14 protein-coding genes and 1 other RNA gene are annotated in these 12425 nt (G+C 61.8%); 5 read left to right on the top strand and 10 right to left on the bottom strand.

The annotated features are described in order from the left end of the window. Nucleotides 1–57 precede the first annotated feature (57 nt). From gcvH to AC0IYN_RS11730, 9 genes are all read right to left on the bottom strand, one after another. Entirely contained in the window at nt 58–441 is a 384-nt protein-coding gene (gcvH, locus tag AC0IYN_RS11770) for a glycine cleavage system protein GcvH (RefSeq protein ID WP_025857391.1), read from the bottom strand. A 53-nt stretch (nt 442–494) separates the two neighbouring features. After that, nucleotides 495–1577, bottom strand: a complete 1083-nt coding sequence (gene gcvT, locus AC0IYN_RS11765; protein ID WP_457268045.1) for a glycine cleavage system aminomethyltransferase GcvT — start codon at nt 1575–1577, stop codon at nt 495–497. A gap of 156 nt (nt 1578–1733) precedes the next feature. Then, nucleotides 1734–3350 carry an ABC transporter permease gene (locus AC0IYN_RS11760; RefSeq protein ID WP_471841506.1) on the bottom strand — a complete coding sequence of 539 codons (1617 nt, stop codon included), beginning with the start codon at nt 3348–3350 and terminating at the stop codon, nt 1734–1736. Between the two features lie 161 nt (nt 3351–3511). Continuing rightward, the gene (locus AC0IYN_RS11755; RefSeq protein ID WP_406599736.1) at nt 3512–4516 is read right to left on the bottom strand and encodes an extracellular solute-binding protein; all 1005 of its coding nucleotides are present in this window, start codon (nt 4514–4516) and stop codon (nt 3512–3514) included. 725 nt (nt 4517–5241) lie between these two features. Further along, nucleotides 5242–6459, bottom strand: a complete 1218-nt coding sequence (locus AC0IYN_RS11750; protein ID WP_457239385.1) for a 2-octaprenyl-3-methyl-6-methoxy-1,4-benzoquinol hydroxylase — start codon at nt 6457–6459, stop codon at nt 5242–5244. Between the two features lie 9 nt (nt 6460–6468). Beyond that, entirely contained in the window at nt 6469–6954 is a 486-nt protein-coding gene (locus AC0IYN_RS11745) for a DUF4442 domain-containing protein (protein WP_078050643.1), read from the bottom strand. Further along, the gene (gene ubiH, locus AC0IYN_RS11740; RefSeq protein WP_457248441.1) at nt 6947–8134 is read right to left on the bottom strand and encodes a 2-octaprenyl-6-methoxyphenyl hydroxylase; all 1188 of its coding nucleotides are present in this window, start codon (nt 8132–8134) and stop codon (nt 6947–6949) included. Before ubiH ends, AC0IYN_RS11745 begins: the two co-directional genes overlap by 8 nt. Continuing rightward, on the bottom strand, nt 8131–9453 hold the full coding sequence (gene pepP, locus AC0IYN_RS11735) for a Xaa-Pro aminopeptidase (protein WP_457239383.1): 1323 nt from the start codon (nt 9451–9453) through the stop codon (nt 8131–8133). The genes ubiH and pepP overlap by 4 nt, the downstream gene beginning before the upstream one ends. Nucleotides 9454–9473: 20 nt before the next feature. Then, nucleotides 9474–10031: a YecA/YgfB family protein gene (locus tag AC0IYN_RS11730; RefSeq protein WP_406599146.1), complete on the bottom strand. Its 558-nt coding sequence runs from the start codon at nt 10029–10031 to the stop codon at nt 9474–9476. Between the two features lie 138 nt (nt 10032–10169). On the opposite strand from AC0IYN_RS11730, the gene AC0IYN_RS11725 reads away from it, so the two are divergent. The 4 genes from AC0IYN_RS11725 (at nt 10170) to AC0IYN_RS11710 (ending at nt 11589) form a co-directional block, all read left to right on the top strand. Continuing rightward, entirely contained in the window at nt 10170–10379 is a 210-nt protein-coding gene (locus tag AC0IYN_RS11725; RefSeq protein ID WP_007982902.1) for a TIGR02449 family protein, read from the top strand. After that, nucleotides 10376–10693: a cell division protein ZapA gene (locus AC0IYN_RS11720; RefSeq protein ID WP_003176812.1), complete on the top strand. Its 318-nt coding sequence runs from the start codon at nt 10376–10378 to the stop codon at nt 10691–10693. Before AC0IYN_RS11725 ends, AC0IYN_RS11720 begins: the two co-directional genes overlap by 4 nt. A 30-nt stretch (nt 10694–10723) precedes the next feature. Next, a non-coding RNA gene (gene ssrS / locus AC0IYN_RS11715) (6S RNA) lies at nt 10724–10902 on the top strand. Nucleotides 10903–10959: 57 nt separating this feature from the next. Beyond that, a complete protein-coding gene (locus AC0IYN_RS11710) occupies nt 10960–11589 on the top strand; it encodes a 5-formyltetrahydrofolate cyclo-ligase (RefSeq protein ID WP_406599145.1) in 630 nt (209 codons plus the stop codon). 7 nt (nt 11590–11596) lie between these two features. On the opposite strand, the gene AC0IYN_RS11705 is transcribed toward AC0IYN_RS11710, so the two are convergent. Further along, the gene (locus AC0IYN_RS11705) at nt 11597–11746 is read right to left on the bottom strand and encodes a hypothetical protein (protein WP_010207387.1); all 150 of its coding nucleotides are present in this window, start codon (nt 11744–11746) and stop codon (nt 11597–11599) included. Nucleotides 11747–11941: 195 nt separating this feature from the next. Between AC0IYN_RS11705 and AC0IYN_RS11700 the strand changes: the two genes are divergently transcribed. Then, the gene (locus tag AC0IYN_RS11700; RefSeq protein WP_025857402.1) at nt 11942–12391 is read left to right on the top strand and encodes an EVE domain-containing protein; all 450 of its coding nucleotides are present in this window, start codon (nt 11942–11944) and stop codon (nt 12389–12391) included. Nucleotides 12392–12425 lie beyond the last annotated feature (34 nt).

Genomic DNA, 12425 nt, shown 5'->3' with positions numbered 1-12425 from the left:
TCAGTGACTGACATTCCACTTTCGCGAGCAAGCCCGCTCCCACAGTGGGTTTTGCGTTTACTCGCCGATGGCGGCTTTGTAGCCGGCAGCATCCAGCAGGTTTTCCAGGTCAGCCGGGTTGCTTGGCTTGAGCTTGAAGATCCACGCGCCGTAAGGGTCGGAGTTCAGCAGCTCTGGTTCGCCGCTCAAGGCTTCGTTCACCGCGATGACTTCGCCAGCAATCGGCGAATAGATATCCGAAGCGGCTTTCACCGACTCAACCACACCCGCCTGGTCCGCCGCGGCAAATACGTTGCCCACTTCTGTCAGCTCAACAAACACCACATCACCCAACGCTTCCTGTGCATGGTCGGAAATACCGACGGTCACGGTGCCGTCAGCTTCCAGGCGTGCCCATTCGTGGCTTTCGGCAAAACGCAGGTCGGCAGGGATATCGCTCATAGTCTGTGTCCTCAAGAAGTAATGTCAGCGGCCTTCGGCCTGCCAAAAATAGGTTAGATCAAGGTTTTGCCATGGCGCACGAAGGTCGGTTTGACCACTCGAACCGGGTACCACTTACCGCGGATTTCCACTTCGGCCCGATCGGCAGTTGCCGTCGGTACGCGCGCCAGGGCAATGGATTTGCTCAGCGTAGGAGAGAAACTACCACTGGTGATCTCCCCTTCGCCAATATTGGCGATACGAACCACCTGGTGAGCGCGTAGAACCCCGCGTTCTTCCAGCACCAGCCCGACCAGTTTCCACTGCACACCGGCGGCTTTTTCCGCCTCCAGCGCGGCGCGGCCGATGAAATTACGCTGCGCAGGCTCCCAGGCGATGCTCCAGGCCATGTTCGACGCCAGGGGCGAAACATCCTGGTGGATGTCCTGGCCGTACAGGTTCATCCCAGCTTCCAGGCGCAGGGTATCGCGGGCGCCAAGGCCGATGGGTGAAATGCCCGCGCCCACCAAGTCGTTGAAAAAGCCCGGTGCCTGGTCGGCAGGCAGGACAATCTCCAGGCCGTCTTCGCCGGTGTAACCCGTGCGCGCGATGAACCAATCGCCATCGGCTTGGCCCTCAAAGGGTTTGAGCTGGTGGATCAGGGTGCCGCGAGACTGGGTGACCAGCTCGGCAATCTTCTGCCGGGCGTGGGGACCCTGGATGGCGAGCATGGCCAATTCAGGCCGTTCATGCAGTTGCACCTGGTGGTTACCCAACTGCGCGTGCATCCAGGCCATGTCCTGGTCGCGGGTGGCGGCATTGACCACCAGCCGATAGGCGGACTCGGTTCGGTAGACAATCATGTCGTCCACCACGCCGCCCTTTTCGTTGAGCATGGCGCTGTACAACGCACGGCCGCAGCCATGCAGACGTTCGACATCATTGGCCAGCAGGTGCTGGAGCCATTCCTTGGCCTGGGGGCCGGTGACATCGATCACGGTCATATGAGATACATCGAACACCCCGCAGTCGCGTCGCACCTGATGGTGCTCTTCAACTTGCGAGCCGTAGTGCAGAGGCATATCCCAACCGCCAAAATCGACCATTTTCGCGCCGAGGGCGAGATGCAGGTCATACAGAGGCGTACGCTGTCCCATGGGTTTCTCCTTCCGGGCGTGGCGAAGGTGCGCAGCGTTGCCGTTCGTGCCGGACACCTTGGATTACAAGGCCTGCAGCCACGCCCAGCGACTCGATCCGAAAGACGGACCGCACCGAATGCCGCGCATTGTAGCCGCAAGCCGTAGGACTGGCACCTAACCGATTTGCCGAGCCGAACGTCGGATCAGCCCGATCACCGGCAACAGCCCCACCAGAACCAGGCTCAACGCGGGCAAAGAAGCCCGCGCCCACTCGCCTTCGCTGGTCATTTCAAAGATCCGCACCGCCAGCGTGTCCCAGCCGAATGGGCGCATCAGCAGGGTAGCGGGCATTTCCTTGAGCACATCGACGAACACCAGCAGCGCTGCGCTCAAGGTCCCCGGCAGCAGCAACGGCAGATACACTTTGCAAAACAGTCGTGGGCCACTCACACCCAGACTGCGTGCAGCCTCCGGCAAGGACGGTCGGATGCGCGCCAGGCTGTTTTCCAACGGCCCGTAGGCCACCGCCAGGAATCGCACCAAATATGCCAGCACCAACGCCGACAGGCTGCCCAACAGCAACGGCTTGCCCGCCCCGCCGAGCCAGCCGGACAGCGGCACCACCAGTTCACGGTCCAAGTAGCTGAACGCCAACATGATCGACACCGCCAGCACCGAGCCCGGCAAGGCATAGCCAACATTCGCCAGGCCGATGCCGGAGCGGATTGCCCGCGTTGGCGCCAGGCGGTTGGCAAAGGCCAGCACCAGCGCCACGCTCACGGTGATCAGGGCGGCGATGCCACCCAGGTACAGGGTGTGGATGATCAGGCCGGAATAACGCTCATCCAGATCGAAGCGGCCGCGCTGCCAGAACCAGGCCACCAGTTGCAGCATCGGGATGACAAAGGCACAGGCGAACACCAGGCCGCACCAGCCACTGGCGGCCGCCGCCTTGAACCCGCGCAAGTGGTACAGCGCCTTGCCCCGTGGTCGTTCGTTACTTGGGCGGCTCGCACCACGGGCGCGGCGCTCACCGTACAGCACCAGCATCACCACCAGCAGCAAGAGGCTGGCCAATTGGGCGGCGCTGGACAGGCTGAAAAAGCCGTACCAGGTCTTGTAGATGGCGGTGGTGAACGTATCGAAGTTGAATACCGAGACCGCACCGAAATCCGCCAGGGTTTCCATCAATGCCAAGGCCACCCCGGCGCCAATCGCTGGCCGCGCCATGGGCAGGGCCACGTGCCAGAACGCTCGCCATGGCGATTGCCCCAGCACCCGCGCCGCTTCCATCAGGCCTTTGCCCTGGGCCAGGAATGCAGTGCGCGCCAGCAAGTAGACGTAGGGGTAAAACACCAGCACCAGCACGATAATCACGCCACTGGTAGAGCGCACCCTTGGCAGCCTCAAGCCGGTGCCGAACCATTCACGCAGCAGGGTTTGCACGGGGCCGGAGAAGTCCAGCAGGCCCACAAACACAAACGCCAGCACATACGCAGGAATGGCAAAGGGCAGCATCAGCGCCCAGTCGAGCCAACGTCGGCCGGGGAATTCGCAGAGGCTGGTCAGCCAGGCCAGGCTGACCCCCAACACCGTCACGCCCACGCCGACACCCAACACCAGGGTCAGGGTGTTGGCCAGCAGCCGCGGCATCTGGGTTTCCCAGAGGTGGGACCAGATCTGGTTGTCAATGCTTTGCCAGGACAGCAACAGCACGCTCAGCGGCAGCAGCACCAGGGCGGCGACAGTGAAGACCGGCAGGTACCAGCGGCGTTGGGCGGGGTGGGCCAAGGAAAAGCTCTCAGAGAAATGAAGATTTTGAAGGCACAGCTAACCAATGTGGGAGCGGGCTTGCTCGCGAATGCAGTGTATCAGTCACACATGTATCGACTGACACGACGCTTTCGCGAGCAAGCCCGCTCCCACATTTCGATCTGCGGCGTTTTACAAATTTAGTTCCAGCCAGCCCGATCCATCAACCGAATCGCCTCGGCCTGGCGCTTGCCCGCCACTTCCACCGGCAAGGTGTCCGCCACGAACTTGCCCCAGGTCGCCACTTCGGCCGACGGCGGTACCGCCGGGTTGGCCGGGAACTCCTGGTTTACGTCGGCAAAGATCTTCTGCGCCTCAGGCGTGGTCATCCACTCCACCAGCGCCTTGGCCGCTTCCGGGTGCGGCGCGTGCTGGGTCAGGCCGATGCCCGACAGGTTCACATGCACGCCACGGTCACCCTGGTTCGGCCAGAACAGTTTCACGGCCAGGTCCGGCTTCTGCTTGTGCAGGCGACCGTAGTAGTAGGTGTTGACGATCCCCACGTCGCACTGCCCGGCGTTGATGGCTTCGAGCACCGCGATGTCATCCGAGAACACGTCGGTGGAGAGGTTGTTGACCCAACCTTTGACGATCTCTTCGGTTTTAGCCGCACCGTGGGTCTCGATCAAGGTGGCGGTCAGCGACTGGTTGTAGACTTTTTTCGCCGTGCGCAGGCACAAGCGGCCTTCCCACTGTTTGTCCGCCAGGGCTTCGTAAGTGGTGAGGTCACCCGGTTTTACCCGGTCGGTGGAATAGGCGATGGTCCGCGCGCGCAGGCTCAGGCCGGTCCAGGTGTGTTTGGAAGAGCGATATTGCAGGGGAATATTCTTGTCGATCACCGCGGAGGTGAACGGCTGCAGGATACCCATTTGCTCGGCCTGCCACAGGTTGCCAGCATCAACGGTGAGCAGCAGGTCGGCCGTGGCGTTTTCGCCCTCAGCCTTGATGCGCTGCATCAGTGGGGCTTCCTTATCGGTGATGAACTTCACCTGCACACCCGTCTTCTGGGTATAGGCGTCAAACACCGGCTTGATCAGCTCGTCGATGCGCGAGGAGTAGACCACCACTTCGTCGGCGGCCTGCACGGTGGTGCTGCCGATCAGGGTAAGTGCCAGAGCAGTCAGGAGGCGCTTGGGTGCCAACATGGGGGCAGTCTCTCATTTGCAAAAAGAGGGCAAATGATAAGGACTGGCATTTAGTGGCGCTTGGTGGAGGCGTTACCAGATGTTGCGTAACCGAAATCTGCGGTGCGCCTGACGGCCTCACCCCAGCCAAAGTATCTAAACAACGTCGTAGCAACCAACGCTAACCACGATGCGAAGCGAGCCGCTCTTGATCTTGATCTTGATCTTGATCTTGATCTTGATCTTGATCTTGATCTCGATCCTGCTTTTGATCTTAGGCGCCCCATCAAACACGCTGGCCGGAATTCGACAGGGATTTGGGGGGTAAACCGGCAGGGATGCCGGTTTAGCCGCCCCGCGCCATGGATGGCGCGTGGCGGCGGCCCCCCAAATACCTGTCGGATTACGGGCACACCGAGCCTAAGCGAGGTGCCGAGTGTTGGGGCAAGAGCCTTTTGGTTACTTTTGGGCTCTTTTCAAAAGTGACCCGCCGTAAGGGCGGACCCCATAGCAGCCGTTACCCAAGTAACGGATATGTATCCGGTCTGATCAAACATCCAGGTCGGCTGTCAGGCCGCCTTCGCAGGCAAGCCAGCTCCCACATTTGGATTGCGGGGTGACAGTTAGGTCGCCATCGCTGGCAAGCCAGCTCCTACAGTTAGATCGTGAGGCGACAGATAGATAGCGGTCGTCTGTCGGGCAGGCTTCGCCGGCAAGCCGGCTCCTACAGGGTATCGGGTGTCCGTTCAGGGTTTGGCAAGGTCGGGCAAGTCACCGGTCAGGCCCAACGCCTGGCGCACAAACACCGCCTTGGCTTCAGGCAACTGATCAACCATCTTCAGGCCAGCATTGCGCAACCAACGCAACGGCAACTGATCCGCCTGGAACAAGCGCTCAAAACCTTCCATCGCCGCCATCAACGCCAGGTTATGCGGCATACGCCGCCGCTCGTAACGGCTCAGCACCTTCACATCCGCCAGGCGCTCACCGCGCTCGGTTGCCGCCAACAGCACCTCGGCCAACACCGCTGCATCCAGAAAACCCAGGTTCACACCCTGCCCCGCCAACGGATGGATGACGTGAGCCGCGTCGCCAATCAACGCCAGGCCTTCGGCCACATAGCGCTTGGCGTGGCGCTGACGCAGTGGCACGCAGACGCGCGGGTCGGCGCTCAGCACCGTACCGAGCCGCCCTTCAAAGGCGCGCTCCAGTTCACGGCAGAAGCTTTCATCATCCAATGCCATCAAGCGTTCAGACTCGGCCGGCGTGGTCGACCAGACGATCGAACACCAATCCTCCTGCCCATCCCGCACCAGCGGCAAAAACGCCAGCGGGCCGGTGTCGGTAAACCGTTGCCACGCCGTGCGCTGGTGCGGCTGGCTGCTGCGAACGCTGGTGACGATGGCGTTATGCAGGTAATCCCATTCGCGGGTCGCGGTGCCGGTCAGGCGGCGCACGGCGGAGTTGGCGCCATCAGCGGCCACCACCAGCGGCGCGCGCAGCTTGCGGCCATCGGCCAAGGTCAGCAGCCACTCATCGCCAGAGCGGCGCATCTGTTCCAGGCGTGCATTGGCCAGCAGGCCCAGGTCGCAGTCGTGCAAGCGGTCGAGCAAGGCATCCTGAACCACGCGGTTCTCGACGATGTGCCCGAGCACGTCGGCATGCACACTGGCCGCCGAGAAATGGACCTGCCCGGTGCCGCTGCCGTCCCACACCTGCATCTCGCCGTAGGGGCTGGCGCGCCGCGACACAATGCCGTCCCACACGCCCAGGCGTTCGAGGATGCGCTGGCTGGCAGCCGACAAGGCGCTCACCCGGGGCTCGAAGGCCGCGTCACGGTCGAACGGCTTGACACTCAACGGGCTGCCATCAAGCAGCAGCACCTGCAGGCCACTGCCCTGCAACGCCAGCGCCAGGGCGCTTCCGACCATTCCGGCCCCGACAATCAGCACATCTGCGCGCATGTCCATGCTTTAAGCCTGTCTCACTGGCGGCTTGCGCCGCACGTAAAGGGTTTTGTCGACCCGCGCCACCAGGGTGCCGGAGCCGTCATGAATCTGCACCTTGAGGTGGGGCAGGTACTTCTCGCCACCTTCGGTGTGTCGACGGATCTCGTCCAGCAAGGCCTCGTCGATGGAAAATTCGGCATACACCGGGCCTTTGCCGGGCGAAACGAAGTCGATACTCGCGGCCTTGTCCCACACGATGTAGTCGCGGCCCAGGTTCTCCATCAGCATCAGCATGTAGAACGGGTCAACCATCGAATACAGGCTGCCGCCGAATTGCGTGCCGACATAGTTGCGGTTGTACCAGCCCAGGCCCATGCGCACTTTGACGTGACGAAAATCGGCGCTCATGTGCCGTACGCTGACCCCCGCACCCAGATACGGTGGGTACAGGGTCATGATCCAACGCAACAACCGTGCCTTGCCCAGGCGCTCGATCAACCACTTACGCATCGGGACGCGTGCCCAGGCCCATGGCCTGACGGGCGAACCAGCGCTTGGCCGGCGGCAACAGGTCCAGGCCCAGCAGGCCCATGTTGCGGCCTAGCGCTACCAGCGGCTGGGCGCTGCCAAACAGGCGCGTCACCTGGTCAGAAAAGCCCACGGTGAGTTTCTGGTCCAGGCGCTGGCGCTCGCGATAGCCTTGCAAGGTTGCCAGGTCTCCCGGCACCTGCGGCCCGGCCAGCAAGGCCTCGGCCAAGGCATTCGCATCACGCAGGGACAGGTTGAAGCCCTGCCCGGCAATCGGATGCAGGCTGTGGGCGGCGTTGCCGAGGACCGCCAGGTGGGAACGCACTTGTTCCTCGGCTTCCACCAGCGTCAGCGGATACAGGTGACGCGCCCCAACCTGTTTAAGCGTGCCCAGGCGGTAGCCGAACACGCCCTGCAATTCACTCAAGAAGCTGCGTTCGTCGAGGCTGGCCAGGCGCTGCGCGTCCATGCCGATGCGGGTCCAGACCAGCGCGCAGCGGTTGTCCGGCAATGGCAGCAGGGCCATCGGGCCTTCATCGGTGAAGCGTTCAAAGGCTTCGCCGTTATGGGATTCACTCGGGGTGATGTTGGCGATCAGCGCGCTCTGGTTGTACGGGCGGGTTTTCACACCGATGCCCAACTGTTCGCGCAACCCGGAGCGGCCACCATCGGCCAATACGGCGAGGTCGCACTCCAGCACGGTTTCATCGTTGAGGGTCAGGCGGTAGCCATCGGGCAGCGGTTCCATGCGCGTGACTTCCGCCGGGCAACGCCAGCTGACCACGTCTTTGTCCAGGCCTTGCCACAGGCATTGGCCCAACCAGGCGTTTTCCACTACGTAACCGAGGGCCGGCACGCCCTCCTCCATGGCAGACAAACGTGCGGTGGAAAACCTTCCACGGTCCGACACGTGGATCTGCTTGATCGGCTCGGCACGCCGGGAAATGTCCTGCCACAGGCCCAGGCGCTGATAGATCTGTCGAGCGCCAAAGGACAGCGCTGAAGAGCGCGCATCGTAACTCGGTTGGTAGCTATCGCCCGGCGCGAAAGGTTCGATCAGCACGATCTTCCAGCCACGCGCCTTGGCCCCGGCCTGCAACGCCAGCGCCAGGCTGGCGCCCACCAGGCCGCCGCCGATGATCGCCAGATTGACCCGGCTCATCGGGCAGCCGCCATCAGCGCTTCGATATCGGCGACGGTCTTGGGCACGCCGCCGGTCAGGATTTCACAGCCTTGCTTGGTCACTACCACGTCGTCCTCGATGCGCACGCCAATGCCACGCCATTTCTTTGCCACAGTCTGGTTGTCCGGCGCAATGTAGATCCCCGGCTCCACGGTCAATGCCATGCCGACCTCCAGCACACGCCATTCGCCGCCCACTTTGTACTCGCCCACGTCATGCACATCCATGCCCAGCCAGTGCCCGGCGCGGTGCATGTAGAAGGCACGGTAGGCTTCGCTGGCGATCAGTTCGTCGACTTCACCCTGGAGCAGCCCCAGCTCGACCAGCCCGGAGGTAATCACACGCACCGTCGCTTCATGTGCCTGGTTCCAATGTTTGTTCGGCGCGATCTCGGCAAAGGCGGCTTCCTGGGAGGCCAGCACTATCTCGTAGATCGCCTTCTGTTCCGGCGAAAACTTGCCATTCACAGGCCAGGTGCGGGTGATGTCGCTGGCATAGCAGTCGATTTCGCAACCGGCATCGATCAGCACCAGGTCGCCGTCCTTGAGCACCGCGTCATTCTGCTGGTAATGCAGGATGCAGCTGTTGCGCCCGGCAGCGACGATGGAGCCATAGGCCGGCATCTTCGCGCCGCCCTTGCGAAACTCGTAATCCAGCTCGGCTTCCAGGCTGAATTCGTGCATCCCGGCGCGGCTGGCCTGCATCGCCTTCACGTGGGCGGCGCAGGAGATTCGCGCAGCCTCGCGCATCACCTTCACTTCTGCCGCCGATTTATACAGACGCATATCGTGGAGCAGATGATCCAGGGCAACGAATTCGTTCGGCGGCTGGGCGCCCAGGTGCGCTTTAGAGCGGATCACGTTGATCCACTCCATCAGGTGTCGGTCGAATTCAGCGTTGCTGCCCATCGCCGAATACACCCGGTCGCGGCCTTCAATGAGGCCGGGCAGGATGTCGTCGATATCGGTGATGGGGAAGGCATCGTCGGCGCCAAAGTCGCGGATCGCGCCTTCAGTACCGGCGCGCAGGCCGTCCCACAGTTCGCGTTCGGCATTGCGCTCGCGGCAAAACAGCACGTACTCGCCGTGCTGGCGACCGGGCATCAGCACGATCACCGCTTCCGGCTCGGGGAAGCCGCTCAGGTACTGGAAGTCACTGTCCTGGCGGTACACATGCTCGACATCGCGGTTGCGGATCGCCACGGCGGCGGCCGGCAGGATCGCGATGCTATTGGGTTCCATCTGCGCCATGAGCGCCTTGCGGCGTCGGGTGTATTCCGCTCGGGGGATATGGATCATGGGCAGATGGGCTTCCTTTCTTAGTGCAGCGACGGCTTGGGCGCAGCAGGCTCAGCGGACTTCTTGGTCTCGGTGAACAGCAGCAGCGGCGCGACGCGCAGGTATTCCATCACTTCCATGTAGTCGCTTTCGCCGTCCTCGGACTCTTCCAGGGCATCTTGCACCTGGGAGATAGCGGCCAGATCCTGCAGCACTTCCTGGGCATCGGTGCTCAGGTCCAGGCCGCCGGCGTTGACGCCGAAACCGTGGAGGAAGCCTTGGCACCATTGGCCCAGGGCGGCGGCGCGCTCGGCGAGCGGTGCGTCGTCGGTCGGCAGCAGCAGGACCACGGTGACGTCATCACCGGTCAGCTCGCCCTTGACCATCTCTTGCAGGCCGATCAGCGCGTTGCGCACGTTGTCGGTCGGTTCGGTTTCCAGCAGCTCGGCCACGTCAGCCAGCCAGTTGTCGGCATCAAAGCCAACGCCAGTGCAGCTGCGGCCCAACAACACGCCGTGCAGTTCGGCAGGCGAGCAAGGGTGGCCGCTGGTGCTCAGCAGTTTGGAAAAAGCGTCGTACGGGGAGTTCTGAATAGGCATGGTGAGCTAGGCGCCAGACGGCGCAATGTCTAGAATGGAGCGCTGTATCCTAGCACCGGCAGACGTACCAAGACTATCAAGGGCGTCAGATCGTTTATCCTGCAGTTGCCATTCATCAGACAAATCCAGTGGAACCCAATGGAAGACACCGACCTGCAAGCGCTGATGGCCAGACTCGAATTGCTAATTACCCGGGTCGAGCAACTAAAGAGTCAAAACGGACTCCTATTAGCTCAGGAAAAGACCTGGCGCGAGGAACGCGCTCACCTCATTGAAAAAAACGAAATCGCCCGGCGTAAGGTCGAATCGATGATTTCGCGCCTGAAGGCCCTGGAGCAAGACTCATGAGTTCAAGCAATAGCGTCACCGTGCAGATCCTCGATAAAGAGTATTCGATCATCTGCCCCCAGGAAGAGCGCAACAACCTGGTGAGCGCCGCCCGCTACCTGGATGGCAAGATGCGTGAGATCCGCAGCAGCGGCAAAGTGATTGGTGCCGATCGCATCGCCGTGATGGCCGCGCTGAATATCACCCACGATTTGCTGCATAAGCAGGAACGCCCTGACGTGCAGGCCAGCGGCTCGACGCGTGAGCAGGTGCGTGACCTGCTGGAACGTGTTGATCTGGTGCTTTCCAGCGATTCAGACGCACCCAAGGGCTGATTGCCGCGACTGTTTGAGGTATACTCGCCCCACTCCCTGGCGTGTTTGCCAGTCGGCGATGTCCCTGAGCCGATTCGCACTACCCTGGAAGTTGCACGTTGGGCTGGTGTGCATGTCCGCTAGACGGAAAGCCTTAAAGCCTACTGCATCTTCCACCTTGAACTTTCGGGTTCAAGGGCTAAGTCGACAGCGGCTCTGTCGGGGAGCCTGAATTCCCAAACTCAATGCCAGTCCTCGGACTGGCATTGTTTTATGAGCCGAAAACCATGACCGAACCTGCGCCGCTTTCCCGTCCGCAACTTCGACGCATGTTGCGCAAAGCCCGCCGCGCCCTCACGCCGAGCGAGCAACGCCGGGCCGCCCACGGCCTGTATCGGCAACTGGCACAGCACCCGCTGTTTCGCCGGGCCAAACATATCTCTTTGTATCTACCGACGGACGGTGAAATCGATCCGCGCCTGCTGCTGCGCGCAGCCCAGCGCCGGGGCAAGGCCACCTACCTGCCGGTGCTCAGCGCGTGGCCGCGGACCAAGATGGTGTTCCAGCGCGTAAGGCCTGGGGAAAAGCTGCTGCCCAACCGTTTTCGCATCCTGGAGCCACGGGCGAACATCAACCGCCAACGCAAAGTCTGGGCGCTGGACCTGGTGTTGCTGCCGTTGGTTGGATTCGATGATGCGGGAGGGCGCCTGGGCATGGGCGGCGGGTTCTACGACCGCAGCCTGGCCTACCTGGCGCGCCGCCAAAGCTGGCGCAAGCCGACGCTGCTGGGCCTGGCCCATGAATGTCAGAAGGTTGAACGGTTGGCACAGGCAAGTTGGGATGTGCCGCTGGCGGGCACCGTCACCGATAAGCATTGGTATAGTGCGAAGACGCCACTGGAGTCAGCGGCGCCTTGAAGAAGGGTCAGCGCTTGAACGGTTGTGGCTGCTGCTGAGCCAGTTCAACGGGAGCATCGGTCTTGTTCGACCACAAGCTTTGGGCATACCCGGTGGTCACGACGCCCAGACCAAACAAAATCACCAAAATCCATAGTAAATCCGGTTTACGTTGCATCGATTGCCCCCCTTCAGGCACCTCGTACACGATGACAACAACGTTCCAAAGTAGTCCGTTGCAGCTGCGTCAAGCTTTAAAAGCCGGCATTCTGCGGTAACGTGAACCAACACGCAAACCTTGGCGCCAACCGACTGTCGGTTTGTCATCAAATTGCCTGACAACTTGCCCACGCCCTTTTTCAGGAGCCCAAAAATGGCCTATTGGCTGATGAAATCCGAGCCCGACGAACTCTCTATCAAAGGCCTGGAAAAGCTCGGCGAAGCCCGTTGGGACGGAGTGCGCAACTACCAGGCGCGCAACTTCCTGCGCGCGATGGCGGTGGGTGACACGTTTTTCTTCTATCACTCCAGTTGCCCGGAGCCGGGTATTGCCGGCATCGGCAAAATCGTCGAGGCGGCCTACCCGGACCCCACCGCGCTCGAACCAGAAAGCCATTACTTCGACGCCAAGGCCACTCCGGAGAAAAACCCGTGGAGTGCGATCAATGTGGCGCACGTGCAGACCTTCCCCAAGGTCCTCGGTCTTGGCTACCTGAAGCAGCAGACGGCCCTTGCCGAGCTGCCCCTGGTGCAAAAAGGCAGCCGGCTATCGGTGATGGCCGTCACGCCAGAGCAATGGGCTGCCGTGCTCAATTTGCTTTAACTGACCGGTATCAAGGCCCCGCCGGGGCAAACCG

Source organism: Pseudomonas sp. AC112, assembly GCF_979253545.1.
Note: the sequence above shows the minus strand (reverse complement) of the source record. Positions and strands in the feature narration are given on the sequence as shown.

Bases quoted from the DNA above. Each gene is read 5' to 3' on its own strand.
- gcvH (WP_025857391.1), bottom strand. From the start codon at position 441: ATGAGCGATATCCCTGCCGACCTGCGTTTTGCCGAAAGCCACGAATGG.
- gcvT (WP_457268045.1), bottom strand. From the start codon at position 1,577: ATGGGACAGCGTACGCCTCTGTATGACCTGCATCTCGCCCTCGGCGCG.
- AC0IYN_RS11755 (WP_406599736.1), bottom strand. From the start codon at position 4,516: ATGTTGGCACCCAAGCGCCTCCTGACTGCTCTGGCACTTACCCTGATC.
- AC0IYN_RS11750 (WP_457239385.1), bottom strand. From the start codon at position 6,459: ATGCGCGCAGATGTGCTGATTGTCGGGGCCGGAATGGTCGGAAGCGCC.
- AC0IYN_RS11745 (WP_078050643.1), bottom strand. From the start codon at position 6,954: ATGCGTAAGTGGTTGATCGAGCGCCTGGGCAAGGCACGGTTGTTGCGT.
- ubiH (WP_457248441.1), bottom strand. From the start codon at position 8,134: ATGAGCCGGGTCAATCTGGCGATCATCGGCGGCGGCCTGGTGGGCGCC.
- pepP (WP_457239383.1), bottom strand. From the start codon at position 9,453: ATGATCCATATCCCCCGAGCGGAATACACCCGACGCCGCAAGGCGCTC.
- AC0IYN_RS11730 (WP_406599146.1), bottom strand. From the start codon at position 10,031: ATGCCTATTCAGAACTCCCCGTACGACGCTTTTTCCAAACTGCTGAGC.
- AC0IYN_RS11725 (WP_007982902.1), top strand. From the start codon at position 10,170: ATGGAAGACACCGACCTGCAAGCGCTGATGGCCAGACTCGAATTGCTA.
- AC0IYN_RS11720 (WP_003176812.1), top strand. From the start codon at position 10,376: ATGAGTTCAAGCAATAGCGTCACCGTGCAGATCCTCGATAAAGAGTAT.
- AC0IYN_RS11710 (WP_406599145.1), top strand. From the start codon at position 10,960: ATGACCGAACCTGCGCCGCTTTCCCGTCCGCAACTTCGACGCATGTTG.
- AC0IYN_RS11705 (WP_010207387.1), bottom strand. From the start codon at position 11,746: ATGCAACGTAAACCGGATTTACTATGGATTTTGGTGATTTTGTTTGGT.
- AC0IYN_RS11700 (WP_025857402.1), top strand. From the start codon at position 11,942: ATGGCCTATTGGCTGATGAAATCCGAGCCCGACGAACTCTCTATCAAA.